The following is a 25,564-nucleotide window of genomic DNA, read 5'->3' as shown; positions in this document are numbered from 1 at the left end:
CGAGGTTCAGGTTGAACCCTGGTCGGGATGCTTTCTGTCCCAAAGGGGTGCCACTTACACATGCGCGCAATACAGGTAACCGCGTTCGGCGGTCCAGAGGTGCTGTCGCCTGCGGAACTGCCCGACCCGGCGCCCGACCCCGGCCAGGTTGTCGTCGCCCTGGCCGCGGCGGATGTCATCTTCCTCGACACCCTGCTACGCAGCGGCTGGGGACAGGACTTCTTCCCCCGCACGTTGCCCTATGTGCCGGGTGGCGGCGGAGCAGGCGTGGTCGTGCAGACCGGCGACGGGGTGGACCGGGCATGGATTGGCCGGCGGGTGGTCGTACAGACCAGCACCGGCTACGCCGAACGAGTCGCCGCGCACGTCGAGGAGATCCTGCCGGTCCCCGACGGCCTGGCCATCGAGGCAGCCGCGGCGCTGGTGCACGACGGCGTGACCGCGCTCCGCCTGGACCAACTGGGCACACCACGAAAGAGAGAGTGGGTACTGGTCTCCGCTGCCGCTGGTGGGGCCGGATCACTGCTGGTACAGCTAGCCGTCAACGCCGGAGCGCGGGTGGTAGCCGCCGCGTCCTCCGACCCCAAGCTGGCGCTGGCCCGCCGACTGGGCGCGGAGATCGCCGTCGACTACACCCGACCGGACTGGATTGATCAGGTGCGGGAAGCAACAGGCGGCGGTGTCGCGCTGGTTTACGACGGGGCTGGTGGCCCAACCGGCACGGCCACCCTGGCTGCGGTCGCCGACGGCGGACGGCTCGTCACCTACGGCACCGCCGACGGCTTCGCGACCCCAGATCCCGATTCGGCCGCCGGTCGCGGCATTCGGATATTCACACCACTGTTGGAGGGCCCGCCGGACCGACAGACCGTACGCGAGCTGTTGGGCTTGGCCCTGGAACGGAGCACGCGGGGACGCATGCACCCGGTGATCGGCGCCACCTACCCGCTGGAACGGGCCGCTGACGCTCACCGCGCCCTGGCCATGCGCGCCACGGTCGGCAAGTCACTGTTGCTGATCGGCGACCAGTCGGGGCGCGCCTCTTAGGAACTGGCGGGACCACGGGTGTCGAACCGCTTCCCAAGGGTGCCGCTTCCACGCCTGACGCCCCCGGCGACCGCCGGGGGCGTCAGCTGTGGTGGATCGGTCAGCCGAAGCAGGTGGGTACGGGGTTGGGGCTGCCGACGCAGTTGGTGGGTCGGTTGTTGATGATGATGACCTTGCCGAAGACGTTGATCACGCCGCCGTTGTAGACGCCGCCGGGTTCGTTCTGGGCGAGGTTGTCCGTGACGCGGACGTCGGTGAGGGTGAGGACGGTGGTCTCGTTGAATGGGCTGAAGTAGATCCCGCCCGCGGCTTCCCCGGCCTGGTTGCCGGCGATGATGGTGCGGCGCAGAGCCACCACGGGGTCACCGTCTTCCACGCCGACGATGGCGATGCCGCCGCCGTCGCCGGTGGTGGCGGTGTTGTACACGATCTTGCTGTCCTCAATGGTGGCGCCGATGTCCTCAACGAGGTAGAGCCCTCCGCCGGAGGTGGCGGTGTTCTCGGCGACCTTGACGTGCTGGAGCAGGAGGGCTTCGTCACCGTCGTCGTAGATGCCGCCGCCGAGGCCGCTGGCGGTGTTGCGGGCGATGGTGCTGTGGACGATCTCGGTGAGGTCGCCGTCGCCGTGCACGCCGCCGCCGTCGACCGCGGTATTGTCGCTGATCACGGCGTGGCTCACGGTCGCGTTTCCGTCGTCGTTGACCAATCCGCCGCCTTCGTCACCAGCGGTGTTGTGGGTCACCTTCGACTTGCTGATCGAGACAACGGCGTTGTCGTTGTAGAAGCCGCCGCCATCGCCGCCAACAGTGTTGCGGGTGATGGTGCTCTTGGTGATCGTGACCTTGCTCCGGTCACTGTAGATTCCGCCACCTTCGCTACTCGCGCCGGTGGCGATGTTGTCGCGGACGGTTACCCGTTCGAGGGTCAGGCGGGTGCCTTCGCCAGCCGTGATGCCGCCGCCGTCAAGGTCCGCGACCTGCCCGCCGGCGACGGTGAGGTCTTTGAGGGTGAGGTCGCCGCCGGTGACGACTTCGAAGATGCGGAAGTTGTCGGCGGCGGCGGCCCGGATGATGGTGGCGCCCTGGCCGTGGATCGTGATGGGCTGGAAGACCTGGGGTAGTCCGTTGTCGTCCTGGTTGACGGTGAGGGTGTAGGTGCACTTCTCGGCCAGGCGTAGCGTGCCGCCGCCGGCCTGGTTCGCCGCGGTGATCGCGGCGATCAGCGCGTTGGGATCGCAGGGCACCGGGGTGCCCTTGCCCTTCCCGTCACCATGCGCATCCCGCTTCCAACCCGGGTTACCCGCAGCGCTCTTGTCACCTCCCTGGTCACTGTTTGCGGAGCCGCTTCGGTGCTGCTCCGGGCCGCCTTTGCCGGGGGCGCTGCCGCCGTCGCTCCCGGGGAGGGAGGCTCGGGCAACCGCTCCTGGCGCCTGGGCGAGGCTCATGGATCCGGTGGCGGCCACGGTCGCGAAGCCAGCGAGAGTCGCCACCCCCAGCGTCGTCGCGGTCCGGGTGAGGCGCCGCCGACGGGGCCTTCCCGCTGGGCGTGCTTGGTCCAGCATGTGATCTACCTTCGTGTCGGTCGGTCCGCGCTCCTGGTGAAGCGGTGGGGCGGCTATCCAGCCGCACAAGCAGTTAAATCCCACCAAACCGAATAGTGAGCCGCTTTCACCACAAAATTCCTCATATCGGTACAAGATGCTCGTAAGTCAACCCTGAGACCGACCACCATCGAGCCAACGAACCCGTCTGTTTTGAGGGGTTTTTCAGGTTCATGTCCCTTTTAGCGGTCGCGCAGCTAGCGTGCGAGTGGCTGCCACCGACAATTCGGGCGCCGAGGAGCCACCCGGTCCATCCGATGGTCGGCTCTCGTCGCTGACGGGAAGGACACGACACCGCGATGCACCATCAGGACACCCACGAACCCGAAGCCGACCGCCGCAACGGGGACCAGCCAAGGTCACGTCGGCGCTGGTGGGCGGCCGGGCTGGCCGGTGTGACCGGCCTCGCCCTCACCACCGTCGGCGTCGTCGCCGCCACCCCAGCCGCCGACGCCGCCGGGCGCACCCGGAGCACCGCCGACGACCACAGCAAGCGCGACAGCGGCAAGACTGATGCTCGGCGCGGCCACGGCAAGACCGACGACCGGCGCGACCGTGCCGGCAAGGGCAAGCCCGGAGGCGGCACGCCAGTCCCCTGCGACGCGGATGCGCTGATCGCCGCGATCACCCTCGCCAATGCCCGTGGCGGCGCCACCCTCGACCTCGCCAAGGACTGCACCTACCTGCTCACCGCCGACCTCGACGGCGCCGGCCTGCCCGCCATCACCACCCCGATCACCCTCAACGGCGGCAAACACACCATCATCGAACGCGCCGCCGCCGCCGACCCGTTCCGCATTCTGACTGTCGAGGCCGGCGGCGACCTCACCCTCAACCATGTCACCATCGCCGGCGGCCAGACGGAAATGTTCGACGACGGTGGCGGAATCCTCACCAGCAGCGGAAGCACTCTCGCCATCAACCACAGCGTGATCAAAAGAAACATCGGCCACAACGGCGGCGGGGTGGCCAACCGTGGCACGACCACCGTCAAGCATTCCACGGTTAGCGGGAACACGGCACGGGCGAGCGCCGGCGGCCTCCAGAATATGGCGGGCCTGCTCACCGTCGGACACTCCACCATCACCGACAACACCGCCACCGGACTTGCGATCGGCGGGGGAATCGGCAGCATCAACGGTGCGACCACGCGCATCAGCCAGAGCGACATCACCCACAACTACTCAGCGCTAGCCGGCGGAGGGATCGGCGACTTCGATGCCACCAGCGTTGTTGCCGACTCCACCATCAGTCACAACACCGCCGCCAACACCGGGGGCGGGATATTCGAAGAAGGGCAGCTCACCCTGCGACGCGTTACGCTCACGGGCAACAGCGCCCCCGGCGATGGCGGCGGCGGCCTCGAAATTCAGAACGTTCTCGGCGGGAACACCGCAACCATCGAGGACAGCGAGATCACCAACAACAGCACAGGCCGGGGCGGCGGAATTCGCAACCTCGCCGCCACGGTCGTGCTCCGCAACACCCGGGTCGCCGGAAATCAGGCCGACACCGGCGCCGGCGTCTTCAACAACGACAACTCCACCCTCACCCTCTTCTCCACCAAAATCGTCAAGAACACCGCCGTCACCGACGGTGGGGGCATCCTCAACATCGCGGGCGGCACCGTGAACCTAATCACCGCCACCGGCACAATCGTGATCAAGAACCGGCCCAACAACTGCGTCAACGTCCCGGGCTGCTCGGGCTGACCGCCCACCGGCCCGCGCCACCGGGGGTTGGGCCCCGCCGCCGGGGCAGGCGGCGGGGCCCAACCCCGGCCGTACGATCTCGCAACGACCGGTGGCCTTCGCCTCTGGCATGGGTACAGAGTCCAGGGGTATGACCGGAAGATGAGGGCAAGCTTCCGGCTCGGCCGGATCGTGGGCGTACCAGTCGGGGTCAACTGGAGTGTCCTGGTCATCTTCCTGGTGATCGCCTGGGCACTCTCCGCCAACCAGTTCCCCCGCACCTACCCGGACCAGCCGGGGATCGCGTACCTGCTCGCCGGCCTCGCCGCCGCCGTGGTCTTCTTCCTCGGCCTACTCGCCCACGAGGTCTCACACGCGGTCGTCGCCAAGCGCAACGGGCTCGAGGTCGGCGGCATCACGTTGTGGCTCTTCGGCGGTGTCGCCGAACTGAAGGGCGAGGCGCCAAACCCGGGCGCAGAGCTGCGCATCGCCGGGATCGGACCGCTGGTGAGCCTGCTGATCGGCGTCTTCTTCGGCGCCATCGCGGCGGGAGTGGCGATGACCGGGTACGACGGGCTGTGGCTCGGCGCGCTGGCCTGGCTCGCCGGCATCAACGTGCTGCTGGCCGTCTTCAACGTGCTGCCCGCCGCCCCGCTGGACGGCGGGCGACTGCTGCGGGCAGCGATCTGGAAGGCCACCGGGGATCGGACCAAGGCTTCGGTGGTGGCCGCCCGGGCCGGCTGGGTCCTCGGGGCGCTCCTGATCGGCCTGGGGTTCTGGCAGTTCTTCGCCGGCGGCGGGTTCGGCGGCCTGTGGCTGATCCTGATCGGTTGGTTCCTGATCGGCGCCGCGACGATGGAGGAGCGGCAGGCCCGGATGGGCAGCGCCCTGAGCGGGATCCGGATCGCCGATGTGATGACCCCAGAGCCACAGACCGCCGCCGGCGACATGAGCGTGGCCGACTTCATCGAGCACTACCTCTTCGCCTACCGGTATTCGACGCTGCCGCTGGTCGCCGACGACCGACCGGTCGGGCTGATCACCCTCGACCGGATTCGCCGGGTACCGGCCGATCGCCGGTCCACCACCACCCTCGCCGAGGTCGCCTGCCGCACCGACGAGTTGGTGCTCGCCGCCCCGAATGAGTCACTCAACGAGCTCCTTCCCCGGCTCACCGACTGCGCCGACGGGCGGGCGCTCGTGGTGGAGGACGGGCGGCTGGTCGGGATCGTGTCGCCCAGCGACATCAGCCGGGCGGCGCAGCGCGGCAGCATGCGGGAGCAGTTGGCCGGGCAACCAGGTTCCTGACGGGTGCGGTTTCGCCGCCGACCGGGCCGGGAACTCCCCGACGATGAGCAGCCACCGTGTTCCGGCGCCACCGACCACGCCGGGCCCACAGCCCACCCCGGCACCGCCGCCCGCGCCGACCCCGGTGCCGCACCCCGGGCCGCCGCCGCGCTCCCGGCCGGCGGCGCTGACCGGGCCACCCCGCACCAGGCCGGCTCACCCCGAGCCGACGCATCGGGCCCCTCAGACGTACGGCCGGGTGGTGTAGGCCCGCTTGAGTGCGGCCAGGCCGATGTCCTTCGGCACCAGTCGACCCCAGCCGGAGTTGAAGTAGTTCGTCCGCACAATCCGGGGCCCTCCCTCGGCGTTGAGCGCGGCGACGGCGGCCGGCACGGTCCCGATCCACGCCGCCTGGTCGGGAAGCTCCGCCGACCGGACCCCCCACTCCGCGATCAGGACCGGGCGGGAGAGGGCGATCGGGCCGAGGTCGGCGACCGCCCAGTCCTTGGTACGGCAAAACCGGGCCAGCGCGGTGTGCGTGGCGCTGGTGGCGTAGACGTTCCACTGCAGGAAGTCGAGCTTCGCCATCAGCGCCTCCGGGTGGGTCCGCTGATAGCAGGCCCGGTCGAAGCCGCCCGCCCCCACCGAGAAGGTGGTGTCGGCGGGCAGGCCCCGGGCCTTGAACCAGGTGACGATGTATGTCAACGCCGCCACCGCCCGGGCGTCGGACTCCGCCCAGGTGTACGCCCCGCCCGCCTCCGTGGTGCCGAACTCGTGGTCGGTGTCCAGCTCCGAGGCGAGTTGGAGGTTCATCCCGACGTCCATCTCCTGATACTGCGCCAGGGCTCGCGCGAACAGTCCGTCGCACTGGCCGGAGAGCACCTGGTCGTACCCGTATGCCCGGGGCCAGGTCGTCCCCGGTCGCTGTTGGATGGTCATCGCCGGGGCCGGGACCGTGTACGTCCGGCCGTTGACCCGGAACGTCTGCTCCCTGGCGTACGGGGCGCCGTAGTGCTTCAGCTCCAACACCATATTGATCTTCATCCCGGCCCTACCGAGCTCCGTCAACCAGGGCTTGTTCCACCCCGGGAAGAGGTAGCCGTCGGCGAAGCTGCGGTACTGGGTCAACGATCGAAAGTTTCCGCCCGCCAGGTCGGCCACCGGATTTCCGTTGCCGGAGAGGTAGTAGCCGCCCAGGACGGGCGAGCTGACCTGGTAGTCGGCGGTGGTGGTGGCGGTGCGCCCGCCGGAGTCGCGCGCCGTGACGGTGACCCGGGGCATCACGCCACCGCCTGGTAGCCGGCCACCGCGCCGTTGTCCGACAGCTTCGTCCAGGCCCGGCCGGAGTCATCGGTGACGGTGAGGGTGAGCGGGTCGATAACCGCGGTGACCTGCGCGGGGGCGCTGCTGCGGCCGCGCACGTCGGTGACCACCACGGTGACGGTCACCGGCCGGGTATCGGCGTCGCTGTAGGTGACCGTCATGATCATCTCATCACCAGGGGCGTAGACCGCCGCGTTCAGGGCGACGGTCACGGTGGGAGCAGCCATCGGTTGGCTCCTTCCAAGCGTGGGTGGGGCGGGCCGACGGCGCGGGTCGCGTCAGCGACGACGCTCGCGCCGGGCTCGGTGGCGGCGGTGCCAACCGATACGCTGCTGGCCCCGCCAGGCCCGAGGATCGGGATGTGGCCCGCCATCCACGCCTCTCACCTGCTACAACAGTGCGTCGACGCGGTGCCCGGCGTCCTGTCCGGTAGCCGATCAGCCGACTGTCGCGCACCTGCTTGCCCCTCTCTCCGGCTGCTCGGTGGCGCCCCGTTCGCCGTTCACAGTCCGTGCCGGCCCTCGCCGGCCACCAACTCGGCGATCCGCGCCTCGGACCTGCCCGAGACCGGCTGCCGCAGGGCGGCGACCGCCCGGCGGGTCTCCGCAGCGATCAGGTCAGCGTTGATCGCGGCCCCGGCGACAGCGCCGCCAGCGGCGGCGGCCCCCACCTGGGCCGCCAGGTCGGTGACGTTGCCCGCCGCCCAGACCCCCTCCACCTCGGTACGCCCGGTCGGATCGGCCGGGATGTGCTCGCCGAGCCCGCTCGGGTGCTCGACGGCCAGTAGGCCGAGCCCGGCCAGGAACCCGGCTCGCGCCACCATCCGCGGCCCGACCCCCAGGGCGGTCCGGGGTACGACCGTGCCGTCCACCAACCGCACCCCGACGAGCCGGTCGTCGGCGGTCTCCAGGGCCGCCACCGTGCCGGTGACCACCCGCACACCCCGGGCCGCAAGCTGCTCCGCCTGCTCCTCGTCGGGTCCGGCGGACATGTGGGTGAAGTAGCTGATGTCGGCGCTGAGCTGGCGGAAGAGCAGGGCCTGGTGCACTGACCGCGGACCGGTGGCGAGCACTCCGATGGCCTGGTCCCGCACCTCCCAACCGTGGCAGTACGGGCAGTGGAGAACGTCTCGGCCCCAGCGTTCGCGTAGCCCGGGAATGCTCGGTAGTAGGTCGACCAGTCCCGTGGTGACCAGCAGGCGGCGGGCCCGTACCGACCGGCCGTCGGCCAGGGTCACGACGAAGCCGGCACCGTCCCGAGCCGCGGTCGCGATCTCTGCGGTCACGACGTGGCCACCGTAGCCGCGTACCTCGGCCCGGCCGCGCCGGAGGAGCTCGGCCGGCGGCATGTCCTCGCGGCCCAACAGCCCGTGCACCCCCTCGGCCGGGGCGTTGCGTGGGGCGCCCGAGTCGAGAACCACCACCGATCGACGTGACCGGGTGAGCATCACCGCCCCGTTCAGGCCAGCGGCACCGCCACCGGCCACCACCACGTCGTAGCTCTCCTTCAGCTGATCGGTCACTCTGACCACCTCCTGCGGCCACGGTGCCCCCAGCCTGCCTTCCCAGCAAACCCTGTTGCCAATATGGCAAGATATTGGCCATGGACGGTGATCTGAACCAGGCTCTCGGAGCGGTCGCCCCTCGGCTGCGCGCCCTGCGCCACCAGCGCGGCACCACCCTGACCGACCTCTCCACCGAGACCGGCATTTCGGTGAGCACCCTCTCCCGGCTCGAATCGGGCGCCCGCCGGCCAACCCTCGAGCTGCTCCTCCCCCTCGCCCGCGCCCACGGCGTCACCCTCGACGAACTCGTCGGGGCACCGCCCACCGGCGACCCCCGCATCCACCTGCGCCCGGTGACCCGCCACGGCATGACCGTGCTGCCGCTGACCCGACGAGTCGGCGGCATCCAGGCCTTCAAGCTGATCATCCCGATCAGCAGGCGGGAGCCAGACCCCAAAACCCACGACGGGTACGACTGGCTCTATGTCCTCAACGGGCGACTACGACTCCTGCTCGGCGAGCATGATCTCGTGCTGGCACCCGGCGAGGCGGCCGAGTTCGACACCCGGGTCCCGCACTGGTTCGGCGTCGCCGAGGATCAGCCGGTCGAAATCCTCAGCCTCTTCGGCCAACAGGGAGAACGTGCCCACCTCCGCGCCCGGCCCAAGACCCCACCAGCTTCGGAGTGAGGCGACCGGCCCACCCCACGCCGATCGGGCCCTCGCGCCAACCTGACCGACGGATCCCGACCACGCACCCGCCAGTGATCGACGGCGATGGCAGCCGTGCGATTGACCCCCGGCAGTAGGGGTATAACGGACCAGGTAGGTCTGCCGCCGCCCACCGACGAGACGAGGGGACGCCCGCATGTCACCGCACGCCAACAACCAGCCGGTAAAGGCCTCCGGTACCTACCGCATCGGTGGGGACCTCCCGGTCGACCGACTCGGGTACGGATCCATGCAGCTCGCCGGCCCGGGAGTCTGGGGCATGCCGGACGATCCGGCGAAGGCGATCCGGGTGCTCCGACGCGCCGTCGAGCTCGGGGTGACGTTCATCGACACCGCCGACTCGTACGGGCCATTCGTCTGCGAGATGCTGATCAAAGAGGCGCTACACCCGTACGCCGATGATCTGGTCATCGCGAGCAAGGCAGGGCTGGTCCGGGGCGGGCCGAACGACTGGAAGTCGCTCGGGCTCCCGAGGTACCTGCGGCAACAGTGCGAGATGAGCCTCCGCTACCTCAACCTGGACTGCATTCCGCTGTACCAGCTGCACCGCATCGACCCGGAGGTGCCCCTTGAGGACCAACTCGGCGAGTTGGTCCAGTTTCAGCAGGAGGGCAAGATCCGGCACATCGGTCTCTCCGAGGTGACCGTCGAGCAGATCGAGGCCGCCCGCGAGATCACCCCGATCGCCACCGTGCAGAACCTCTACAACGTGAGCAAGCGGGATGCTGAGCCGGTGCTGGAGTACTGCGAGCGCAACGACCTTGGGTTCATCCCCTGGTACCCGATCGCCACCGGTGACCTCGCCCGCCCCGGCGGCCCACTGGAAGCGATGAGCGCCGAGTACGGCGCAACGCCCGTGCAGCTCGCCCTGGCGTGGCTGCTGCGCCGCTCGCCGGTCATGCTGCCGATTCCGGGCACCTCTTCGATAGCGCATCTGGAGGAGAACCTCGCCAGCGCCGAGGTGGAGCTCACTGACGACCGGTTCGAGGCCCTAACCCAGGCCGCCTAACCCTAATCTGACTATAACTGCACATCTATTCGGGTTTACCCGATTTGGGCAAGTCTTTCAGGTTCACATTCGGATGGGGCTTTTGTCGGTTTAGTGTGCGGGTGGCTGCTACCGCCCGCTCGGTAGCCGAGGACGACACCGACCCGGTCCGCCCCGGGGCTGGCGCCTCCTCGCCACGCACGGGGGAAGGACACCGGCGCCGCGATGAACCAGCAGGACCACACCCACGAACCCGAACCGGGCCGCCCCGGCGGACACGAGACGAGGTCACCGCGACGCTGGTGGGCCATCGGCCTCGCTGGCGCTACCGGACTCGCCCTCACCACCGTCGGCGTCGCCGCCACCCCGGCCGCCGAAGCCATCGGACGTGCCCTCACCACCGACAACCGCACGGTCAAACCCCAGCCGCCCAACAGCGACAACCGCGGCGGCGAACAAGGGCAACATGACGACAGGAGCAAGGGCAAGAAGGAGAGCAAGCCGCCGGGCACCCCCGTGCCCTGCGACGCCGACGCCCTGATCGCCGCGATCACCCTCGCCAACGCCCGCGGCGGCGCCACCCTCAACCTCGCCAGCAAATGCACCTACCTGCTCACCGCCCCCATCGACGACGCCGGCCTCCCCGACATCACCACCCCCATCACCCTCAACGGCGGCAAACACACCACCATCACCCGCGCCGCCGCCGTCGAACAATTCAGAATCCTCACCGTCAACACCGGCGGCGACCTCACCCTCAACCACCTCACCATCACCGGCGGACAAACCGACAGCGACGGCGGCGGCATCCTCGTCAACACCGGCGGCGCACTCACCACCAACCACAGCACCATCACCCGCAACATCGCCGCCACCGCGGGAGGCGGAGTCGCCAACAACGGCACCACGACCGTCACACACTCCACCGTCAGCCGAAACACCGCCAGCACCACCGGCGGCGGCAGCTGGAACACCGGCCTCCTCACCGTGACCAAGTCCGACATCACCGCCAACCTCAGCGGCGCCTCCGGCGGCGGCATCCAGAGCACCAACGGAACATTGTTGGTCGACCACAGCCGGATCACCGCAAATCAGAGCCAGACCGGCGCCGGCGGCCTGGAGTCATTCGGCGGGACCGGCACTGTCACGAACACCAAGATCACCAACAACACCGCCACCGCGGCAGGCGGAATCACCACGAGCGACGGGCAACTCACGCTCCGGAAAGTCCTCATCGCCAACAACACCGCGACAACGGGACTGGCCGGCGGGATGAACGTGAACCCCAACACGACCGCGGTGGTCGAGGACAGCACCATCAAGAACAACACCGCCGCCGCCAATGGCGGCGGCATCTTCAACTTCGATTCGCTGGTTCTGCGCAACACGAAGGTAGTCGGGAACCAGTCCGGAAACCAGGGGGGCGGAATCTACAACAGCTTTACCGGCAGCCTCTCTCTTTTCAACACCCAGGTGGTCAAGAACATCGCCGTCACCGAAGGTGGGGGCATCTTCAACGCCGTCCCCGGCGTGGTGAACCTGAACCTCGCCACCGGCACCGTTGTTATCAGGAACCGACCCGACAACTGCGTCAACGTTCCGGAATGCGTCGGATGAAAACCGTGCACGCCCACCTGAATGTAGGTGCCTGAACGAAGGGGATCCCTCCTCGGCCGGTAGGCGGAGGAGGGACCCCTTCAACCCCTACAACAGGAGAACAGACCTGTAACCAGCGGCAGCGCAATGATCTTATGGATATTTTCTTCCCCTTCGCACCCCTATAGCCATCTCCTCAGGCTCAACTAAGGGGGCTGCTACCGCCCTCCTGGATAGCCGAGGAACAACCACCCGCCAGCTACCACCTGCGGGTTCATCATCCTTGACCAGGAAAGGACACCGACGCAGCGATGAACCGTCCACACAAACCCACAACGGATCCCCCCGGTAAAACGCAAACGAGATCACGGTGGCGATGGTGGGCCGTCGGCCTCGCCGGCGTGACCGGCTTGGCCCTGACTACTGTCGGTACCCCGGCAACCTCGGCCGCCAACACGGCCGGACGCAACCTCACCACCGTCGACGACCAACCCTCCACCGGGAACCACCGCGACAAGAGCGGCAAGGGCGAGAAGGAGAAGAAGCCGCCGGGCACCCCCGTACCCTGCGACGCCGACGCCCTGATCGCCGCGATCACCCTCGCCAACGCCCGCGGCGGCGCCACCCTCAACCCTGTAGTTTTCATCGACGACGCCGGCCTCCCCGCCATCACCACCCCCATCACCCTCAACGGCGGCAAACACACCACCATCACCCGCGCCGCCGCCGTCGAACAATTCAGAATCCTCACCGTCAACACCGGCGGCGACCTCACCCTCAACCACCTCACCATCACCGGCGGACAAACCGACAGCGACGGCGGCGGCATCCTCGTCAACACCGGCGGCGCACTCACCACCAACCACAGCACCATCACCCGCAACATCGCCGCAGACAACGGCGGTGGCATCGCCAACAACGGCACCACGACCGTCACACACTCCACCGTCAGCCGAAACACCGCCAGCGACAGCGGCGGCGGAATCCACAGTCTCGGCCTCCTGAAAGTCAGGGAGTCTCACGTCGATGCAAACATCGCCAACGCTGGCGGCGGCATCTTTGAATCCGGCAGCACCGTCACCGTCAAGGGCGGCAGCATCTCCGGCAACCAGGCAGGTACCACTGGAGGGTTGTTCGTGTTCGGTGCCAACGGTGTGGTGACCGGCACCAAAATCACCGGAAACACCAGCTCCGGCAGTGGTACCGGGGTCCGGGTTGACAACACCGCCCAGCTGACAATGCGCCACGTCAACGTGTCGGACAATACATCGGATATTTCCGGAGGCGGGTTGTTTGTCGGAGAGGGGGACAACTTCGCCGTGGTCGAGGACAGCCTCCTCAAGAACAACACCGCCACGTTCACTGGCGGAGGCATCTTCAACAGCGGGGAAACGGTGTTGCGCCGGACAAAGGTCATCGGCAACCAGGCCGATGTGGGCGGCGGCATCCAAAACTTCGGGACGATCAGTCTGTTCACCACGAAGGTGCTCAAAAACATCGCCATCACCACCGGTGGCGGCATCCTCAACAGCGGCGGAACGGTGAACCTGAACACCGCCACCGGCACCGTCGTCATCAAGAACCGGCCCAACAACTGCGTCAACGTTCCCGGCTGCGCGGGCTAACCCCGCGCCCGACTGTCACGAGGGGTTCCGTCCCAGCCGCTGTTGGCGGCAGGGCGGAACCCCTCGCCCTCCTCCCCAACCCACCGGCCGTGCTCAGGTGGCCTGTACAAGCTGGATCAGATTGCCGCAGGTGTCGTCGAGGACCGCCGTGGTGACCGCACCCATCTGCAGGGGCTCCTGGGTAAACCGGACCCCCAAGCCACGAAGGCGTTCAACTTCTGCGCGGACATCCTCGACGGCGAAAGACGCAGCCGGAATCCCATCATTGACCAACGCCTCCTTCCACGGCGTGGCCGCGGGATGGGCGTCCGGCTCGAGCAACAGCTCGCAGCCGCCCGGGTCTTCCGGCGAGACGACGGTGAGCCAGCGGTAGTCGCCGAGCGGAACCTCCGCCTTCTTCACGAATCCCAGCACCTCGGTATAGAACCGCAGTGCCACCTCCTGGTCGTGCACCAGAACGCTGGTGAGGTGGATGCGCATCAGCTCTCCTTCGCTTCTCGGTTACGCCATCGGTCGGTAAGGCGCTCCAAGGGTTCGGTGTTGAGGTGGTGAAACTTGTAACGACCCGCTCGGCGGCTGGCGACCAGGTCGGCCTTGATCAGCACCTCCAGGTGTTGTGAGATCGCCTGGCGGGACGAACCGAGCTGGTGCTTCATGGTCAGCCGCGAGCAGATCTCGAACAACGTCTGGCCGTCCCGCTCCGCCAGCTCGTCAAGGATCTTCCGGCGGGTCGGGTCGGCCAACGCCTTGAAGACGTCGCCCGCTTCAGCCGGGTGGCCTTTGTCTGCGCCAGCGTCACTCACCCGCCAATGATAGGCAAGCAGTTACTTGCCTATCAAGCCGCCACCCGGCCCCAGCCACACAGCCACCATCGCTGGCGATCCGCGCCCGCTACGCCCACGCCGCTCCTGAGCCTGATCGATAGTTCAAGGCCAGACGTCGGAGCAGCTGACGAGCAGCACCGGCAAGCTTGTACAATTTATTGTACGTAACGTGTGGGAGGCAGCAGTATGCGCACCGTTCCCTACTCAGAGGTCCGCCAGAACCTGGCCAAGATGCTCGACCATGTCGTGGACGACGCCGAGGAAGTGGTGGTCACCCGCCACGGCCGGGAGGCCGCGGTCATCATCTCGCTGCGCGAGTACGAGTCATTGAAAGAGACGGCCTACCTGATGGCCAGCCCCGCCAACGCGCGCCGTCTGAACGAAGCCGTCGAGGAGCTGCGCAACGGCGGTGGGGAGACGCACGACCTGATCGACCCCGACGCCAGTGCAGGCGAGGCGCCGGCAACGTGAAGGTCCAGTTCGCCGGCCGAGGCTGGGAAGATTATCTGACCTGGCAGCGAGATCGCCAGATGCTCAAACGAGTGAACGCCTTGATCGAGGACATCCGACGCAACGGCCACCAAGGCATCGGCAAACCGGAGCAGCTCCGCGGAAACTGGGCGGGATTCCGGTCGAGGCGCATCGACCAGGAACACCGCCTCGTGTACCGGATCATGGACGACACAGTGCAGATAGCACAGTGCCGCTACCACTACGAATGAGGTAGCGGACCCCCTCCGCCGAGGGACACCGACCAGAGGGTGAATGGGCTGATTGTTTCCCGGAAATGGGCATGACCTGGTTGGACATGCCACCTGGCAGCGCTTGATCCACTTAGGTCACCGCCCGGCCGACTGATCGACCAACTGATCGCCAAGAGGGCTGCGCCGATACAGCACATGCCGCCCGTCGCGGGCACGAGTGATCATGCCTGTCGCGTGGAGAACCTGTAGGTGTTGTGACACGGCGCTGGGTGTCACAGTGAGCCGGCGAGCGATCTCGACCGTCGGCAGCGGCTCGGTCAACGAATGAGGAGGGGTTCTCCCATGCCGGAGCGGGTCACCAAGGAAAAGGTTCTCTGCTACGTCGTACGAGACGGCAAGCTGCTGGTCTTCCGGCACACCGATCACAGCTACGAGGAAGTCGGTATCCAGGTTCCGGCCGGCAGCGTCCGCCCGGGCGAGACGCCGGAGGCGGCGGCCCTGCGCGAGGCCCGTGAGGAGACCGGCCTGAAGGACTTCAAGGTCGTGCGGAAGCTCGGCGAGACCGAGTACGACATCAGCCCGTACCGGTTCGAGCTCCAGCGTCGCCACGTCTTCCACCTGGAACTGACCGAGCCGACATCGGAGCGGTGGATGAGCCAGGAGGACCACGACGGGGAGCAGGAGCCGACGCACTTCGAATGCTTCTGGATTCCGCTGGAGGCCGCCCACATCCTCCAGTCCGGCCAGGGCGCCCTGCTGGGACGCCTCTACGGCTGATCCCCGCCCGGTCACGCCCCCTGGAAGGCAGCCGATGCATGGCACCACCGATCAGCACGACCCGATGGCCCACCTGTACCGCGGCCTAGACGTCGAAGGCGCCGAGCCGCTCGGATGACAAGGTGCTCGCCGGACAGTCGGTCGTGACCTGTGCCGACTCGATGGCTTGATGCCTACGGCAGTTCGGGGTCAGCGGTCTTTTCGTGAATCTTGCAGAATGGCACTGTCGTGCAGCTAGGTGATCGGAGCCGCGATGAAATCCGACTTGGACAGTTCGGCGCCACCCCAACCCGTCACCAAGAGCAACACCTCCCACCGGGCGACGCTCGCCGGCGCCTGCATCCTCGCTCTGGGCGGGTGCGCAGTCTTTCCGGTCCGACCGGAGTCGCCTTGGCGCACGGCGGTCGTCGGCATGGTCGCTGTGGTGGTGGTGGCCTGCGCGCTGATTTTGCGATCGCCGGCATCGATCCGCGCGTCGGCGTTCATCGGCACGCTGTTCGGCTGTTTCGCGGTGGGAATTCACTTCGGCTGGCCCCCGGCCATCACCACGGCTCTGGTCTGTGTCCTCCCGCTGGGGTGCTTGCTGATCGTTGGTCGCTGCCCGTCCCTGGGGGCGGCTGCCCCCTGGCTGAGACGCGGCTCGATCACGCCCGAGATCTTCTGGCTGGGGCTGGTCACCGTGGTCCTCGGCGGAGTGGCCCTCGTTGTGTGGGCGCTCATTGTGCGGCCTGAGCCCGCCGAGTATCTCAGTGGGCTGCAACGCCTGCCGCTCTGGCTCGCGATCCTCGGCACCGTGGCGTTCGCGCTGGTCAATCCGATCTGGGAAGAGATGCTCTTCCGTGGGGTGCTGCTCACCGAACTGGCCTCGGTCTGGGGCACCAGGGCCGCCGTGGTGCTGCAAGCCATGTTGTTCGGACTAGCGCATTCCGCAGGCTTTCCATCCGGTATCGCAGGAATGGTCATGGCGATGTCCTGGGGGTTCGTCCTCGGCGTGATCCGCGCGCGCAGCGGCGGCATCCTGATGACCTACCTTGTGCACGTGACCGCGAACGCGGTGATCGGGGTACTCGCCGTGCTGATCCTGGTTTGATCGGGCCTTACTGTCTAGCGTTCAACACCCGACAGGAACCCTTACCCGTCCTACGAAGCGGGCGGATTTCGGTTGCCCAGCGCTCGGCCGCGGATACCTTCACGGCACAGCAGGGTGCGCTGCAACTTCTGAAGCACCGTGCCCGGCTCGATGCCGAGTTGGGCACCTTCTTCATGCCAACCGGTCCCGCCGGCTGATGGCCGGTCCAGAGACGTCCGGGCTCACACCGGGCTCACCTTCCAGGGTGAGGCGGGAGCAAGAAGCAACATAGAAGACCCCCGCAATACACCGCCACTGTGGGCCGGCAGTACGGGACCTGTAGACGCGAAAACCCCCGGCTACCCATGAGGAAGGGCCGGGGGTTTCGTTGTGTGTGTGGTGCCTCAGCGGTCTACGTGCCCACTGCTGGTGAACGCGACGAACGACCGCCACGCCTCTGGGCCAAACACGAGGGCCGGGCCGGTCGGGTCTTTGCTGTCCCGGACACCCACGATGCCAGGGAGGTTGCCGGCGACCTCCACACAGTTGCCGCCACCGGAGCCGCTGCGGGTCGACTTGCGCCACTGAGCGCCGATCAGGTCCATGAGTCCACTACTTCCTTCATCAGCTCGACTGACTGGCGGCGAGGTAGTGCCTCGTTGCGCACCGTCTCCCACCGTGACATCAGAGTATCTACGTCGTCGTCTTGGTCTACAACCGTGCCCCCTAGTTGGTTTTCCATCTCCGCTAGCCACTGGTGACCGGCGCAGGTGAGGCTGAATGGGCCAGTAAGCCCGACATGCATACTGATTTCGTCAGGCAGGACATGGACGCTAATGTTGGGTCTTTCGGCGAGTGAGATTAGGTGCTTAATCTGACCCGCCATGATGCCACGGAAGTCTTCGCCTGCTCGACGGATTACCGATTCGGCAATAACCGCGATGAAGTGCGGAGGGTCCTTTCTGGTCAAGACTTCTTGCCGGTCCATCCTTTCGACAAGCCTCCGGTCAACCTCTTCATCGCTGAGCCGGTCATCGCACCGGATCACCGCCCGGGCGTAGTCCTGGGTCTGTAGTAGGCCAGGAATGAGCGAAGGCTGGAAACACCTGAGCTGTGTTGCAGTGCGTTCGGCATCTAACCAGGGCACGAACCAGGATCGTCGTCCCAGTTCTTTGATCATGCGTTCAAACAGTCCACCGGTGTTGAGTCCCCGGTCGGCTCCATGGATGAAGTCGATTGTTAGCGCCCGCGTTCCATTCTCGACGGAGCTAACGTGCGATGCGGCATATCCGGCTGCTCGCCCAAACGCTTCTTGTGTCATGCCGGCTGCTCCCCTGGCGCGGCGGATCTCACTAACGATGAACGATGCGATCGGGTTCGACAGATCGACCATTTCAACATCTCCCAACACCAAGATCAATAATTCAGGCTGTCGCAAGGGTTTCCCGGACTACCTCGGCGCTGCCCACCCGACCGACACACCTAGTGAGGGTATGCCTATCGCATCCATGGTGGAACCCGACAGCGTGCCGGTGGAGGACCCAACCCGCCGAGAGCTGTTTGGACTCTAGGAGCGTCAATGCTAATGATGATCTCTGTAGCCGCCGCTGCGGGCACCTTTGGCCTGCTCCTAGGTGTGATCACAGGCACGAAGGCGAATGCCGCTCGACATCGATTTGACCAGGAAGCGGCAGCTCCGCCAACCCCCTCCACGCCCGTTGCAACCGATCTTTGCGTGCAGAGTTCGCCCGCCATCGGACGAGCGCGGGTGTACTACACGTCCCATCCAAAAGACGCTTTGCGGGCGTTAGATGCCGATCCTCCGGACCTAGCGGTTTTGCAGGCTGTGCTTGCTGGCCTGCGGCGGCTGTGATGGCAAACGACGGTAGACCTCCGCTGCACCGCAACCGTGATCCTCACGGGACACCCCCGTTGCCGGATGGTGACCGAGTGCACAGAGAGCCCGAACTGCCACCGGACCTGGCACCCCTGACAACTCGGCAAAAATTGGAAGCGCTGCTTTGCGCGTTGATCTTTGTTGCCGCTGTGGTGATCGGCGCACTCCGATGACAGACCGGCCTCCATCCCGGACAACGGTTGAGCGGTGGCAGAAGACCCTCAGCGACCACCGGTCGGTTGATGGTCACTGTCCAGAGTGTGGCACTCCCGGCCGGTGCCGGGTATGGGGTGAAGCATTCGCCGAGTTGCTGGCCCATGACTTGTTGGACCCTACGCCGCCACCCCCCTAAAGATGTCCGGCCGCAAACAGCGACCGGTGAGGAAAAGAGAGAGGAAGATTCTCGTGGAAAAGTTGAGCTGGAAGAAGCCGATGAGGTGTGACAACAGTTCGCCCAACTGTGTCGAGGTCGCGTCCGGCGACAACGGCGAGCGGTTTGTCCGTGACAGTAAGAACCCGAACGGGCCGATCCTGGCCTTCAGCGCGGAAGAGTGGGACGCGTTCGAGGGTAGTGTTCGCGGCGGACAGCGTTTCTGACGCGCCCGTCCTGGGTCAGCCCTTGAGGGCTGGCCGTAGCGGGCGGCTAGCGGTCCAGGTGCCCCTCTGAGGATCGTGTGAACCGCCCAACGAAAAGGGCCCCGGACCCCTTGTCAGGGGTCCGGGGCATCCTAGTTGCTGAATTCGTCTCCGCTACGGTCTTTGGCACTCCCGGGCTCACATCGGCCCCAAAGATCGATGATCCTGAAACAGAAGATCGGCCAAAACCCCAGAAACCCCAGGTTAGGGGCCATTTCTGATGGTGGGGCGGGCGGGACTTGAACCCGCGACCGAGGGATTATGAGTCCCCTGCTCTGACCAGCTGAGCTACCGCCCCGGTACCGCACTGGATCGTACCCGCCTGGTTGATCAGGGGCCAACGCGAACCAGCTTCCCTCGGTCACGGCGTCAGACGCAGTAGCACGATGGGCAACGCGAGGATAACAGTGTGCGCCCAACCAGTTCGGCCGAGGAGCCGTCAGGGCGCCGGCCGCAGGTACGCGAGGACCGCGCCGGCGGTACGCCAGCCGCTGGCCAGCGCGCCCTGGATCGATGGGCTGTCCCGGTGGTCGCCGGCGACGAAGAGGCCGTCTCCGAGGGCGACCGGCCGCCGCAGCCGACCCTGTGGCGGTGGTGCGGCGGGTAGCGCCCCGGCGATGGTAATGGTGCTCAGGTGAGCCCAGTCTGCGGTGGACTGTCCGTAGAGGCGGGCCAGCTCGGTTCGGATCACCGGCTCGGCCGGTACGGTTGGGCCCACCATCGAGGTGGCGACGAGGTGCCGCCCCTTCGGCGCGTACGTCGGGGCCGCCTTACTGACGACGACGGTGTTGGTGATCAGTTCGCGGCGGTCACCGTCAACGAGCAGAATCGGCTCCGTCAGCGGTGCTGTCTCGGTGGCGTGGTACCAGGTTGTGTAGCTGTGCATGCGGACCGTGGGGAGCACCGGCAGCAGGGTGGTCGCCGTGGGTGGGTCGACCGCGACCACGACGGCGCGGGCGGTGATGGCACCGGCCGGGGTCCGCACCCGACCCGGCTCGATGTGGTCGACCGGGGTGTCCAGGTCGATCAGGTCCGCGGGGAGCGGGGCGGCGACCGCGTACGGCAACGCGGCCATCCCTTCGGCGGGCAGGCCGATGCGACCCCGGACGAAGGAGCGCAGCACCAGCGCGAAGACGTGACTGGAGGTCTCCAGCTCGCGTTCCAGGAACACACCGGAGAGAAACGGCCGCAGCAGCTGTTCAATGATGGTGTCGGAGAGGCCGGCGCGACGCAGGGCCGCCTCGGTGGTGGTCTCCGGGGCGTTGAGTAGCTGCCGCGCGGGCAGCGTGGCGGCGCCGGTGGCGAGTGCGGCGAAGCGGAGTCGGTCGCGCAGCGACCCGACTCCGGCGAGCAGGGTGGTGGGCGCGCCGACGGGTTCGCGGAGCGGGTTGACCAGTCTGGTGCGGGTGTCGCCGTGGCGCACCAGCACCCCGGGGACGAGGTACCCGAGGTCGAGCCGGCTGACGTCCAGCAGGGTGCCGAGCCGCGGGTACGCCGTGTTGAGCACCTGGAAGCCCCGGTCGAGCCGGAATCCGTCGACAAGGTCGGTGCCGACTCGGCCGCCGAGCCGGCCGCTCGCTTCGAGGAGCCGCCAGGGCACCCCGGCGCGATGCAGCCGGCGCGCCGTCGCCAGCCCGGCCAGGCCACCGCCGACGATCACCACGTCGGTATCAACCGACATCGCGCGCCTCCCGCCCGCCGTTGGTCCGGGCCAGCCGGCTCGGCCACCAGATCTTCGACCCGATGTCGTACGCGAGGGCGGGCACCAGCAGCGAACGGACGACGATCGTGTCGATCAGGACGCCCACGGCGACCGCCACCCCCAGTTCGATGAGCACCACCAGCGGGAGTACGGCCAGTGCGCTGAACGTCGCGGCGAGCACGATGCCAGCGGAGGTGATGACGCCGCCGGTGACGACGAGCCCGTACAGCACACCGGAGCGGGTACCCCGCTGCACTGCTTCCTGCCGGATCCGGCTCATCAGGAAGATGTTGTAGTCGATGCCGAGGGCGACCAGGAAGACGAAGGCGAACAGCGGGAAGGAGGCGTCCACACCGGGGAAGTCGAAGAGGTACCTGAAGATCAGCGCGCAGAGGCCCAGCGTGGCACCGTACGAGAGCAGCACGGTGGCGACGAGCAGCAGCGGGGCGAGCAGGGCGCGCAGCAGCAGCGCCAGGATGACGGCGATGACACCGAGGACCACCGGGATGATGACGTTGCGGTCCCGGGTGGAGGCGTCAGCGGTGTCGATGTTGATCGCGGTTAGGCCGCCGACGACCGCGCCGGCGGCGGGTACGGCGTGGACCGCCACCCGTAGCTCGCGAATGGTCTCTTCGGCGCCGTCGGAGTCGGGTGCGTCGGCGAGGGTTGCCTCGAGCTGCACGATGCCGTTGACGACTTTCGGCGGCTCGGTCGGTGGTGCACCGCCGTCCGAGTCCGAGCCTGGACCGGCGCCGGGACGGTCGGTGACCGGTCGCACCGCAACGACACCGGGCGTCTCCTGGGCCACGGCGGCGACCTGCTCGGCGGTCTCCTGGCGGGTGAAGATGACGGCGGGGCTACCGGTGCCGGCCGGGTAGTGGCGGGCGATCGTTTCCTGGCCCGTGACCGAGTCCGTCTCTTCGGTAAACAGGTCACTCTCACCCAGGGTGGTCACGTTCAGCTGGGTGAGGCCGAGGGCGAGCGCGGCCAGCGCGAAGGCGGTGACCAGCCACACCGGTCGGGACCGGCGGGCTACGAACCCCGCGACGCGACCCCAGATCCCATGTTCGGTCTGCGGCTCGGCGTGGTCGAGTCGCGGCTGGCGCGGCCAGAACACCCGGCCTCCGCCGAGCACGAGCAGCGCGGGTAGGAGGGTGAGCATCACCAGCAGGGTGGCGCCGATGCCGATGGCGGCGACCGGCCCGAGTGCCTGGTTGGAGCTCAGGCTGGACAGCAGCAGGCAGAGCAGGCTGGCGATGGTGGTGCCGGCGGAGGCGGCGATCGCCGGGGCGGCGCCGCGCCAGGCCGCCAGCATGGCGGCGGCCGGCTTGCCGTGCCGGTGTAGCTCCTCCCGGTACCGGGCGATCAGGAGCAGGGCATAGTCGGTGCCGGCGCCGAAGACCAGCACGGTGAGGATGCCCTGCGCCTGCCCGTCGAGGGTCAGGATGTCGGCCTCGGCGAGCCGGTAGACGATCGCCGTGGCCAGCGAGAAGGCCATCCCGGCGGCGAGTAGCGGGAAGATCCAGAGCACCGGGCTGCGGTAGACGACCAGCAGGATGAGGAGCACTACGCAGAGGGTGACCAGCAGCAGCGTGCCGTCGATCTCCGAGAAGACATCGATCAGGTCGGCGAGCAGGCCGGCGGGCCCGGTGACGTTGACGGTGAGCCCGTCTCGATCCGTATCGACGATGGTGCGCAGCTCCGCCACGACGGTGGCGATCTCCTCGCCCCGCTCGTCGTCGACGGGGACGATCAGCTGGACCGCCTGCCCGTCCGCGCTGGGGATCGGCGGCGGCAGCGGGCCGACCACACCGGGCAGGTCGGCGATCTCGGCGGTGTCGGTGGCGATCTGCTGCTGGTCGGCGTCGGTGATGCCGCTGGTGCGTTCGTAGACGATGAGTGCCGGGGTGGTCGGTTGGTCCACGAAGAGTTCGGAGAGGTCCTGGGCCCGGGTCGCCTCGGCCCCGGTGGGGAGGAAGGCGGCGTTGTCGTTGGTGCTGACCTCACTGAGCCTTCCGGTGTACGGCCCGGCGAGGCCGCCGACCACCAGCCAGGCGAGCGCGATGAGCAGGGCGACCAGCGTGCCCCGGCCCGCGGCACCTTTCCCGGACATCCGCACCCACCCGATGCGCCGTCCGACGCGTTGGGGATCTTGGTCAACGTCTCCCATCCTGCCCTCCGGCGCCGGTTTCGGTCCCGGAACCACCGGTAAGGGCCACTGTGGGGTGACGTGCCGGACCGACGGACCGGGTGCCGAAGGCACCGGAAGCCCACCGGCACGGGAGGGGCGCCAAAGTGAAGAAAGCCCACCGACCTGGGTCGGTGGGCTTGATGGGGAGGGAGCTCCCCCGTTTGGACTCGAACCAAAAACCTGCCGGTTAACAGCCGGCTGCTCTGCCAATTGAGCTACGGGGGATCGTGCCGTCGCCCGGCCTCCGGAGCTCCGGTTCGCCGTGCGACGGGACAAGAGTACAGGACTACCGGCGGCCCCAGTCGAGGGGGTTACCGCACCGTTCCGGGTGCTACCGCGAGCGTTCCCACCCAATATTCCGGATGTGCCCAGATAAATCGGTGTCAGGGCACCCGGAGGTCAGCGCGGGGAGCAGGATGGGGAGTTAGCACGTTAAGTACGGAAGGAGGCGCCATGCGCGGAAAGATCATGTTCCTTGGCGGGATGGCGGTGGGATTCGTCCTGGGCGCCCGCGCCGGCCGAGAAGCGTACGAGGAACTGGTGGTGTGGGGGCGAAAGATCGTCGACCACCCCACCGTCCAGGAGGCGGCGGGGGTGGCACAGGCACAGGCGAACCGGTTCTACAGCGAGAGCCGCGACAAACTCGGTCAGTCCAAGCTGGGCGAAACCTTCAGCGGCAACGGCCAGCGACGGAGCCCGGCCGCCGCCGACGACCCCTTCGCCGGCACGCCGGTTACCGGTAGAGCAACCGACTCATCCGGCGGGATGCGATAAAGAGGCCAATGGCCAGGACCACCAGCAGGTATCCGATGTCGAGCAGCCACGTCCAGCCACTGCTGCCGACGGTGATCCCCCGGATCAGGTGCACCGCGCGGTAGAGCGGAGTTACCTCGACCAGCCAGCGCAGCAGCGTCGGGTAGGCCTGCGCCGGGATGAACGTGCCGGAGAAGAGGAAGAGCACGAACTGCGCCGACGCCAACACGTCGAAGTCCTGCCAGCTCCGCATGAAGGTGGCGATCGTCATGCCGATCGCCCCGAACGTGAAACCGACCAGCACCGCCGCCGGGAAGGCGACCGCCGCCCGGGCGGCGGTGGTCAGATCCATCACGACCATCACCACGAGGAACGCACCGGAGTAGGCGCTACCCCGGATCATCGCCCAGGTCAGCTCACCGAGGGCGATCTCGAACGGCTGCACCGGGGTGGCGATCACCCCGTCGTACAGCTTCATGTACTTCATCTTGCCGAAGAAGTTGAAGGTGGTCTCCGCGAACGACCCGGTCATCGCCGACGAGGCGAGCATCGCGGGCGCGACGAACGCCGCGTAGCTGACGACGGCTCCGCCGGGCAGCGTCAGGTCACCGACCAGCGCCCCCACCCCGACCCCGATGGAGAAGAGGTAGAGCAGCGGCTCGACGAAGCCGGAGACCAACAGCAGCCAGTAGATCGACTTCAGGGCCGAGACGTTCCGTTCGGCCACCGAGGCCGACCGGCGCGACGCCGCCGAGACATCCATCAGCCGGGGCAACACCAGAGCGACCATGACACCCCTTTCCTAGACGACGAGCCGGCGGCGCAGGGCACGGTGAGCGAGCAGCCACCCACCGGCCGCCCAGGCGGCGAGGTAGAGCAGATGGCCGGTGACCGACCAGACCGGCGCAGCGCCGAGCGTGGCCGCCCGGCTCAGGTCAACCGCGTGCCAGAGCGGGGTGACGTACGCCAGCCAACGCAGCCCCACCGGCAGCGACTCGACCGGGAAGAAGACCCCGGCGAAGAGCGTCATCGGGATCACCGCGAACCGGAACAACAAGGCGAGCCAGCTGTCGCTGGAAGCCGTTGCCGCGTACGCGAAGGTGGGCGCGGCAACGGCCAGGCCGAGCAGCGCCGCCACCGGTAGCGCCAGCACCGCCCACGGCGAGCGCAGGGCCCCCAACACCCCGGTCACCAGCAGAAACGCCGCGGCCGAGGTCAGCACCCGGAACAGCACGAACGCCAGCTGACCAGCCATGATGTCCGTTACCCGCAGCGGTGCCGCATACTGGGCGAAGTAGACTTTGGTCCACTGGAGGCTGCTGTAGACCGGCCAGGTGGACTCGGCGATCGCCACCTGCAACGCGGTTGACGCGAGCAGTCCTCCGACGATCCACTCCAGATAGGAGACACCGTCGACCCCCTGGTCGATGAAGGCCCCGACGCCCACGCCGAAGCCGAGCACGGTCAGCGTGGGGAGCAGGAACGACGAGAGCACCCCGCCCCGCCAGGTGCGCCGGTAACCGACCAGGTGGTATTGCAGCACCGCCAACGCCGGCGCGCGGGCCGGGCCGGGCCGGGCCCGCTTGGCCGCGAGTTGTGTCATGCCTTCGCTCCCCATC

General features: G+C 67.6%; 26 protein-coding genes and 2 tRNA genes. 13 read left to right on the top strand and 15 right to left on the bottom strand.

Annotated features, from left to right (window positions below; genetic code table 11):
* The first annotated feature begins 60 nt into the window (after window positions 1-60).
* Window positions 61-1,047: a zinc-binding dehydrogenase gene (locus B118_RS0115775; RefSeq protein ID WP_028193008.1), complete on the top strand. Its 987-nt coding sequence runs from the start codon at window positions 61-63 to the stop codon at window positions 1,045-1,047.
* A 100-nt stretch (window positions 1,048-1,147) separates the two neighbouring features.
* On the opposite strand, the gene B118_RS0115770 is transcribed toward B118_RS0115775, so the two are convergent.
* The gene (locus B118_RS0115770; RefSeq protein ID WP_028193007.1) at window positions 1,148-2,536 is read right to left on the bottom strand and encodes a right-handed parallel beta-helix repeat-containing protein; all 1,389 of its coding nucleotides are present in this window, start codon (window positions 2,534-2,536) and stop codon (window positions 1,148-1,150) included.
* Window positions 2,537-2,946: 410 nt separating this feature from the next.
* Here B118_RS0115770 and B118_RS0115765 point away from each other — a divergent pair, with 410 nt between their 5' ends.
* Entirely contained in the window at window positions 2,947-4,359 is a 1,413-nt protein-coding gene (locus B118_RS0115765) for a membrane protein (RefSeq protein WP_028193006.1), read from the top strand.
* Between the two features lie 141 nt (window positions 4,360-4,500).
* Window positions 4,501-5,646: a site-2 protease family protein gene (locus tag B118_RS0115760; protein WP_018223078.1), complete on the top strand. Its 1,146-nt coding sequence runs from the start codon at window positions 4,501-4,503 to the stop codon at window positions 5,644-5,646.
* A 222-nt stretch (window positions 5,647-5,868) separates the two neighbouring features.
* On the opposite strand, the gene B118_RS0115755 is transcribed toward B118_RS0115760, so the two are convergent.
* From B118_RS0115755 to B118_RS0115745, 3 genes are all read right to left on the bottom strand, one after another.
* Window positions 5,869-6,906: a hypothetical protein gene (locus B118_RS0115755; protein WP_018828130.1), complete on the bottom strand. Its 1,038-nt coding sequence runs from the start codon at window positions 6,904-6,906 to the stop codon at window positions 5,869-5,871.
* Complete coding sequence (locus tag B118_RS0115750) at window positions 6,906-7,175, bottom strand: hypothetical protein (protein ID WP_018223076.1); 270 nt, start codon at window positions 7,173-7,175, stop codon at window positions 6,906-6,908. The genes B118_RS0115755 and B118_RS0115750 overlap by 1 nt, the downstream gene beginning before the upstream one ends.
* 275 nt (window positions 7,176-7,450) lie before the next feature.
* The gene (locus B118_RS0115745; RefSeq protein WP_018223075.1) at window positions 7,451-8,470 is read right to left on the bottom strand and encodes an NAD(P)/FAD-dependent oxidoreductase; all 1,020 of its coding nucleotides are present in this window, start codon (window positions 8,468-8,470) and stop codon (window positions 7,451-7,453) included.
* An 80-nt stretch (window positions 8,471-8,550) separates the two neighbouring features.
* Between B118_RS0115745 and B118_RS0115740 the strand changes: the two genes are divergently transcribed.
* The 4 genes from B118_RS0115740 to B118_RS0115725 all read left to right on the top strand — a co-directional run bounded on the left by B118_RS0115740 (window position 8,551) and on the right by B118_RS0115725 (window position 13,392).
* On the top strand, window positions 8,551-9,141 hold the full coding sequence (locus B118_RS0115740) for a helix-turn-helix domain-containing protein (RefSeq protein WP_018812718.1): 591 nt from the start codon (window positions 8,551-8,553) through the stop codon (window positions 9,139-9,141).
* A 178-nt stretch (window positions 9,142-9,319) separates the two neighbouring features.
* Window positions 9,320-10,192: an aldo/keto reductase gene (locus B118_RS0115735; protein ID WP_018223073.1), complete on the top strand. Its 873-nt coding sequence runs from the start codon at window positions 9,320-9,322 to the stop codon at window positions 10,190-10,192.
* A 204-nt stretch (window positions 10,193-10,396) separates the two neighbouring features.
* The gene (locus tag B118_RS0115730) at window positions 10,397-11,788 is read left to right on the top strand and encodes a hypothetical protein (protein WP_028193005.1); all 1,392 of its coding nucleotides are present in this window, start codon (window positions 10,397-10,399) and stop codon (window positions 11,786-11,788) included.
* 380 nt (window positions 11,789-12,168) lie between these two features.
* Window positions 12,169-13,392, top strand: a complete 1,224-nt coding sequence (locus B118_RS0115725; protein WP_028193004.1) for a right-handed parallel beta-helix repeat-containing protein — start codon at window positions 12,169-12,171, stop codon at window positions 13,390-13,392.
* A gap of 93 nt (window positions 13,393-13,485) precedes the next feature.
* Here the strand turns inward: B118_RS0115725 and B118_RS0115720 are convergent, their stop codons facing one another.
* A complete protein-coding gene (locus B118_RS0115720) occupies window positions 13,486-13,872 on the bottom strand; it encodes a VOC family protein (RefSeq protein WP_018216552.1) in 387 nt (128 codons plus the stop codon).
* Window positions 13,872-14,195: an ArsR/SmtB family transcription factor gene (locus tag B118_RS0115715; RefSeq protein WP_018216553.1), complete on the bottom strand. Its 324-nt coding sequence runs from the start codon at window positions 14,193-14,195 to the stop codon at window positions 13,872-13,874. The genes B118_RS0115720 and B118_RS0115715 overlap by 1 nt, the downstream gene beginning before the upstream one ends.
* A 207-nt stretch (window positions 14,196-14,402) precedes the next feature.
* Between B118_RS0115715 and B118_RS0115710 the strand changes: the two genes are divergently transcribed.
* On the top strand, window positions 14,403-14,687 hold the full coding sequence (locus B118_RS0115710) for a type II toxin-antitoxin system Phd/YefM family antitoxin (protein WP_018216554.1): 285 nt from the start codon (window positions 14,403-14,405) through the stop codon (window positions 14,685-14,687).
* Entirely contained in the window at window positions 14,684-14,938 is a 255-nt protein-coding gene (locus B118_RS0115705) for a Txe/YoeB family addiction module toxin (protein ID WP_018812574.1), read from the top strand. Before B118_RS0115710 ends, B118_RS0115705 begins: the two co-directional genes overlap by 4 nt.
* A 117-nt stretch (window positions 14,939-15,055) precedes the next feature.
* Here the strand turns inward: B118_RS0115705 and B118_RS33465 are convergent, their stop codons facing one another.
* The gene (locus B118_RS33465; RefSeq protein ID WP_272945095.1) at window positions 15,056-15,337 is read right to left on the bottom strand and encodes an ArsR/SmtB family transcription factor; all 282 of its coding nucleotides are present in this window, start codon (window positions 15,335-15,337) and stop codon (window positions 15,056-15,058) included.
* On the opposite strand from B118_RS33465, the gene B118_RS0115700 reads away from it, so the two are divergent.
* Both B118_RS0115700 and B118_RS0115685 read left to right on the top strand, forming a co-directional pair.
* Window positions 15,263-15,697 carry an NUDIX hydrolase gene (locus B118_RS0115700; RefSeq protein WP_018216556.1) on the top strand — a complete coding sequence of 145 codons (435 nt, stop codon included), beginning with the start codon at window positions 15,263-15,265 and terminating at the stop codon, window positions 15,695-15,697. The two genes, B118_RS33465 and B118_RS0115700, sit on opposite strands and share 75 nt — an antisense overlap.
* A 238-nt stretch (window positions 15,698-15,935) precedes the next feature.
* Entirely contained in the window at window positions 15,936-16,787 is an 852-nt protein-coding gene (locus B118_RS0115685; RefSeq protein WP_238323929.1) for a CPBP family intramembrane glutamic endopeptidase, read from the top strand.
* A 383-nt stretch (window positions 16,788-17,170) separates the two neighbouring features.
* On the opposite strand, the gene B118_RS0115680 is transcribed toward B118_RS0115685, so the two are convergent.
* Together B118_RS0115680 and B118_RS30520 are read right to left on the bottom strand one after the other, a co-directional pair.
* Window positions 17,171-17,371 (bottom strand): DUF397 domain-containing protein, encoded by a 201-nt coding sequence (locus B118_RS0115680; protein ID WP_018216564.1) that lies wholly within the window; start codon window positions 17,369-17,371, stop codon window positions 17,171-17,173.
* Complete coding sequence (locus B118_RS30520; RefSeq protein ID WP_026270932.1) at window positions 17,362-18,159, bottom strand: helix-turn-helix domain-containing protein; 798 nt, start codon at window positions 18,157-18,159, stop codon at window positions 17,362-17,364. Before B118_RS30520 ends, B118_RS0115680 begins: the two co-directional genes overlap by 10 nt.
* Window positions 18,160-19,095: 936 nt before the next feature.
* Between B118_RS30520 and B118_RS0115665 the strand changes: the two genes are divergently transcribed.
* On the top strand, window positions 19,096-19,260 hold the full coding sequence (locus B118_RS0115665) for a DUF397 domain-containing protein (RefSeq protein ID WP_080636902.1): 165 nt from the start codon (window positions 19,096-19,098) through the stop codon (window positions 19,258-19,260).
* 260 nt (window positions 19,261-19,520) lie between these two features.
* Here the strand turns inward: B118_RS0115665 and B118_RS0115660 are convergent.
* From B118_RS0115660 to B118_RS0115645, 4 genes are all read right to left on the bottom strand, one after another.
* Window positions 19,521-19,597 (bottom strand) — tRNA-Ile (locus tag B118_RS0115660).
* A gap of 141 nt (window positions 19,598-19,738) precedes the next feature.
* Entirely contained in the window at window positions 19,739-20,980 is a 1,242-nt protein-coding gene (locus tag B118_RS0115655) for an NAD(P)/FAD-dependent oxidoreductase (RefSeq protein WP_028193002.1), read from the bottom strand.
* Window positions 20,970-23,114, bottom strand: a complete 2,145-nt coding sequence (locus B118_RS0115650) for an MMPL family transporter (RefSeq protein WP_028193001.1) — start codon at window positions 23,112-23,114, stop codon at window positions 20,970-20,972. Before B118_RS0115650 ends, B118_RS0115655 begins: the two co-directional genes overlap by 11 nt.
* Window positions 23,115-23,344: 230 nt before the next feature.
* Window positions 23,345-23,417 (bottom strand) — tRNA-Asn (locus B118_RS0115645).
* A 228-nt stretch (window positions 23,418-23,645) separates the two neighbouring features.
* Between B118_RS0115645 and B118_RS0115640 the strand changes: the two genes are divergently transcribed.
* A complete protein-coding gene (locus B118_RS0115640) occupies window positions 23,646-23,966 on the top strand; it encodes a hypothetical protein (RefSeq protein ID WP_018223064.1) in 321 nt (106 codons plus the stop codon).
* Here the strand turns inward: B118_RS0115640 and B118_RS0115635 are convergent.
* Both B118_RS0115635 and B118_RS0115630 read right to left on the bottom strand, forming a co-directional pair.
* Window positions 23,926-24,735, bottom strand: a complete 810-nt coding sequence (locus tag B118_RS0115635; RefSeq protein ID WP_027648850.1) for an ABC transporter permease — start codon at window positions 24,733-24,735, stop codon at window positions 23,926-23,928. The genes B118_RS0115640 and B118_RS0115635 overlap by 41 nt on opposite strands.
* Window positions 24,736-24,747: 12 nt before the next feature.
* Entirely contained in the window at window positions 24,748-25,548 is an 801-nt protein-coding gene (locus B118_RS0115630; RefSeq protein WP_018812411.1) for an ABC transporter permease, read from the bottom strand.
* Between the last annotated feature and the right edge of the window lie 16 nt (window positions 25,549-25,564).

The organism is Salinispora pacifica CNR114 (assembly GCF_000514775.1).
In the GTDB taxonomy this organism is placed as follows: domain Bacteria; phylum Actinomycetota; class Actinomycetes; order Mycobacteriales; family Micromonosporaceae; genus Micromonospora; species Micromonospora pacifica.
Note: the sequence above shows the minus strand (reverse complement) of the source record. Positions and strands in the feature narration are given on the sequence as shown.